Here is a 4,547-nt window from a genome sequence, read left to right as displayed (position 1 = left end):
ACCAGCGCCTGAGGCCCGCCATGCCCGCGAACTCGCTCATGAGCCGCTCCTCCGCCCGCCCGTGCACGAACTCGAGCACCGTGCCCGTCCGCTGCACCAGCGCGGGCAGCACCTCGAGGAGGCTCACGGCCTCCACCGTCTCGCCGGGCCGCAGCGCCTCCGCCTCGGCGAGGCTGGCGGCCACCCAGCCGCCGGCCGTCAGGTAACCGTCGCCCAGGCCACTCCACGGCACCACCACCGTGCGGAGGCGGTTCTGCTGCAGGAGGGTCATGGTCTCCTCGACGCCCCACACGCCGCCCTCGCGGATGAGGTCGAGAAGCGCCGCCTCGTGCGCCGCCTCGCTCTCCTCCACCAGGCCGATCACCAGCGGAAGCCACTCCCTGGCGGGCGCGGCCGGGTTGGCGTGCCCGGGCAACTTGCCCACCACCCGCTGCCGCAAGTCGGCCGGCATCAGGTTCTCGAAGGCGCCAACGGGGCCCGCCTGGCCGAGGAGGATCACGCGGTCGATGAGGCCCGCCTCGAGGGTCTTCGCCACCTCCGGCATGAGCGCGCGGTAGAGGCGCAGGGTGGCCTCGTCCATGCGGTCCTTGAAGCTGTCCACGTCGGCCCCGCCGCGCGCGGCCACCCCTATGCCCATGGCGCCGCTGCGGCGCGCCTCGCGGTAGTCGACCCACGAGTCGGTGTCGACGGTGCGGACGTAGTCGGCGACCTCCTCGATCTGACCGAGGAAGACCTCGAAGAGGCGCACCCGGTCGGTGGCCACGAACACGGCGGCGTGGCGCTCGCGCTGATCGAGCGCGAACAGGAGGGGCGCCACGAGCGGCCTGCCCCAGTGGGCGAGGGCGCCGCCCGCGTCCGCGAGGAACGGCAGCTCCGTCTGCAGGTAGTAGGCGTCGAACTGCTCGTTCAGGTCTGAGCCGGCGAAGATGACCAGGCTGCGCCCCTCGAGGCGCGCGAACTGCTGGCGCAGCCGCTCGCGTAGCGCCTCGACGTACGCCTTGGGCAGGTCGAGGGCCTTCACGGCCTCCAGGGCGCGCAGCACGTACGCCTTGCCGCTCGTGTCGGGATTGGCCGGGTTGACGTCGACGTACAGCGAGAGGAGCGGCCCAGGCAGGGGGGCGATGTGGTCGAGCAGGGCGAGCTTGAGGGTGCTTCCGATCATGGCGTACCTCCTCCGGCGTGGCGCCATGCCTACCGTCAGCATCGCACGCCCCGCCGGAACGACTGGTACGCGGCCGCTACGGCGGGCAGCGGCCTGCGCGGCGGCGCCGCTACGGCGGGCAGCGGCCTGCGCGGCGGCGCCGCTCCAGCTCGGCCAGCACGTCGGCCAGCTCGCCGTAGGCCTCCAGCGGCGCCGCGCCGCTCGTGACCAGCGACTCGAGCGCCAGGCGCGCGCTGGCCAGCGCCTCGCAGTCGAGTGTCCCCAGGTCGGCGCGGGCCGCAACGGCCGCCGACCCCCCTTCCCCGCCTGTCGCGTGCCCTCCCATGGCCGGAGGCTAGCAGCGGAGCAATTAAGCCGGAGTTAAGACGCGGTCCCCCCGCCGAGGCCGCGCCGGGCGCCGGTCGCTATACTCGCCGGTAACGACCGGGACCGCCCAACCAGGGTCCGAGGAGCCCACCGCGCATGCCCACCGTCCGCCCCGCGCCGAGCCCCCTGCACCTGCGCCGTCGCCGCCTCGTCGACAGGCTGCCGGACGCCCCGGGCTTCGCCGTGTGGCTCGAGGCGCCGTACGGGTACGGCAAGAGCGTGCTGGCGTCGCAGTGGGCGGACGAGCTGGAGGCCGAGGGCTGGCGCGTGGTGTGGACGTCGGTGGCGGGGCGCGACGTGCGCGCCGCCCTGGCGGGCCAGCTGGAGCTGCCGGCCGCGGCGCCCTGGCCGGTGCTGCTCGACGCGTTGCGCGAGGCGCCCACGCTGGTGGTCCTCGAGGACCTCACCGGCGAGGAGGACCCCGGGCCCCTCCTGCGGGACGGGGCGGGCCTCGTCCTGCTGGCCAGTCGCGCGGCCCTCGCCTACCCCGAGCTTCACAAGCTCACCACCGCCGGCCGGGTGCAGCACCTCACCAGCGCCGACCTGGCGTTCGGGGAGGACGAGGCCGAGCGCGTCCTGGGCGACGCGGCATTGGCGCGGCAGGTGTGGCAGCAGACGCGCGGCTGGCCGCTGCCGCTACACTTCGCGGCCCTCACCGGCGGCCTGCCGCCGCACGAGAGCCTCACGCGCGCCGTGGCGCGCAGCGTGGGGCCCGAGGCGTGGAGGGAACTGCTGTTCTTGGCCGCCGTCGACCTGCTGCCGGACGCCGCCGCCACCGACCTCACGCTCGAGCTGGCCCGCGCCGGCTTCGTGCAGCGCCTGGCGGGCGGTTACCGCCTGCACCCCCTCATGGCCGAGGGCGTGCTGGCCACCGATCCGGAGGCGGCGCGGGGCGAGGTGGCGGCCAACGCGCACCGCCTCGACCCGCTCGCGCGCGGCGCCGCCTTCGAGCGGGTTGGCGACCTCGAGGGCCTGCGTGCGCTGGTCGAGGCCGCCGGCGCGCTCCCCCAGCAACAGCCGGAGCGCTTCCTGCACTGGCACGAGCTGGCGCCGCCGTCCGCTGACCTGGAGCGCCGCCGCAACGTGGCCATCGCCAACCTGACCCTCAACCGCTTCGACGTGGCGCTGCCCGAGACGACCGCGCTCGTGGCCCATCCGGAGTTGGCGCCGGTCTCGCGCGCCGGCCTGTTGGGCGTCGCGCTGTTCACGTTGGCGGCGGCCAAGCGCTTCGAGGAGGCCGAGCCGTTCGAACGCGCCGCGCTCGAGCTGGCGCCCAGCCTCCCGCACGACGCCGCCGCCAGGCTCCTCCACAACCTCGGCCCCGTCTCCTACTTCAGGGGCGACCTCGCCGCGGCGGAGGCCCGCTTCCGCCAGGCGCTGGCCGCCTACGGCCGCGCCGAGCAGACCCCCCAGCTGCGCTCGGCGGCGGCGCGCACGGCGGCCAACCTGCAGCTCATGCTGTGGGAGCTGCACGGCGACGTCGACAGCATGCTGGCCGCCCAACTCGAGCTGGCCCAGGCGCCCGACCTCGACGACGGGACCCTCTTCATCGTCCACCAGAACCTGTCGGTGACCCACGCCTACCTGGGCGACGAGACGGCGGCCGCCGCCGCGCTGCGCCGCGTCGCTAACCGGGCGCAGGGCGACAACGCCGTCATGGTGAGGGCCATGCTCGCCTACTTCGAGCGCGACGTCGCCGCCTTCCCCGCCATCCTCGCGGCGGCGCGGCGCTGGGAGTCGCTGGAGCTGGCAGAGCGCGTGAGCGCCCTGTGGTTGCGCGCGCTCCGGAGGAGCGGCGACCTCGACAGCGCCTTCGACGTCTACCCCCAGCTCGCGGAGGGCCCCTTCACGAAGCTCGAGCTGGCGTGGGCGCTGGCGGCGCGGGGCGACGCGGCGGAGGCGGCCCGGCTGGTGAGCGAGGCCGAGGCCGCCTACCACTACCGCGAGTTCAGGGTCCACTGGTTGGCGGCCGCCTACGTGGTGGAGCGACGCCCCGAGCACCTGGCGGCCCTCCTCGACCTCACGCGCCTGCGCGAGGCCGTACTCGTCTACGCGGGCGTGCCGCCCGCGGCGCTGCCACCGGGTCGCCCCGAGCTGGCGCGCGCCTACCCACTGGCGGAGGTGCTGGCGTCGGGTTGGGAGGAGGCCATCGCGGCGCGCCTCGACGAGGTGCCGCCCCTCGAGGTCAAGCTCCTTGGCGAGGTGAGCGCCGCCGTGCTCGGCGTAAGCGTGCCGCTCACCGACCGGCAACGCGAGGCCGTGACGCTCCTGGCGCTGGGCGTGCCGCGCGAGCGGATGGGCGAGGAGCTGTGGCCGGAGGTGGACGCGCGCAAGCAGCGCAACAGCCTCGGGGTGCTCTTCACCATGCTGCGCAAGGCGCTCGAGCCGTGGGGCCAGACCACCTTCGTGGGCGAGGGCGGCCTGCAACGCTTCACGCTCGACCTGCGCGAGCTGGAGGCGGCCCTGAGCGCCGGGGACGCCGAGCGCGTGCTGGAGCTGTACGTCGAGCCGTTCGCCCCGGGGGTGGAGCTGCCGCTCGTCGACGAGGAGCGGCAGGCGCTGAGGGAGCGCGTCCTCGAGGCCCTGTACGCGGGCGCGGACGCCGACGATCTCCTTAAGCGCGCCTCCACCGACCGGGAGGCGCCGGCCGCCGGCGAGCCCGGCGTGGAGCTGCGCGTGCGCCTCCTCAAGCGCCTCATCGCCCTCGACCCGCTGCACGAGGACGCCGTCCAGGCGCTCCTCACCCTGCTCACGCGCCTCGGGCGGCGCCGGGAGGCGCGGCGCGTCTACGACCGCTTCGCGCAGGCGCTACTGGTCGAGACGGGCATGGAACCCGAGGCGGCCACGGCAGACATACTCACGCGCTGACGCCTGCCGGCGCTTTGGTGGCACGGGTCAGCTGGCGCTGACGCCTGCGGGCGCCTTGGTGGCACGGGTCAGCCGACGCTGACGCCTGCCGGCGCTTTGGTGGCACGGGTCAGCCGGCGCTGAGCCTCCTGCCGGCGCGGCGCTCCTCCAC

At 75.1% G+C, this 4,547-nt stretch carries 3 protein-coding genes; 1 reads left to right on the top strand and 2 read right to left on the bottom strand.

Annotated features, from left to right (window positions below):
* Positions 1–1,162, bottom strand: a 1,162-nt coding sequence (locus H3C53_12795) for a hypothetical protein (protein MBW7917542.1), incomplete at its 3' end; no start/stop codon positions are given.
* Positions 1,163–1,271: 109 nt separating this feature from the next.
* A complete protein-coding gene (locus H3C53_12790) occupies positions 1,272–1,487 on the bottom strand; it encodes a hypothetical protein (GenBank protein MBW7917541.1) in 216 nt (71 codons plus the stop codon).
* A gap of 137 nt (positions 1,488–1,624) precedes the next feature.
* Here H3C53_12790 and H3C53_12785 point away from each other — a divergent pair, with 137 nt between their 5' ends.
* The gene (locus H3C53_12785; protein MBW7917540.1) at positions 1,625–4,396 is read left to right on the top strand and encodes a hypothetical protein; all 2,772 of its coding nucleotides are present in this window, start codon (positions 1,625–1,627) and stop codon (positions 4,394–4,396) included.
* Positions 4,397–4,547: the final 151 nt, after the last annotated feature.

The sequence above is a fragment of the Trueperaceae bacterium genome (genome assembly GCA_019454765.1).
Classification (GTDB): domain Bacteria; phylum Deinococcota; class Deinococci; order Deinococcales; family Trueperaceae; genus JAAYYF01.
This window is presented reverse-complemented; position numbering and strand designations above follow the sequence as displayed.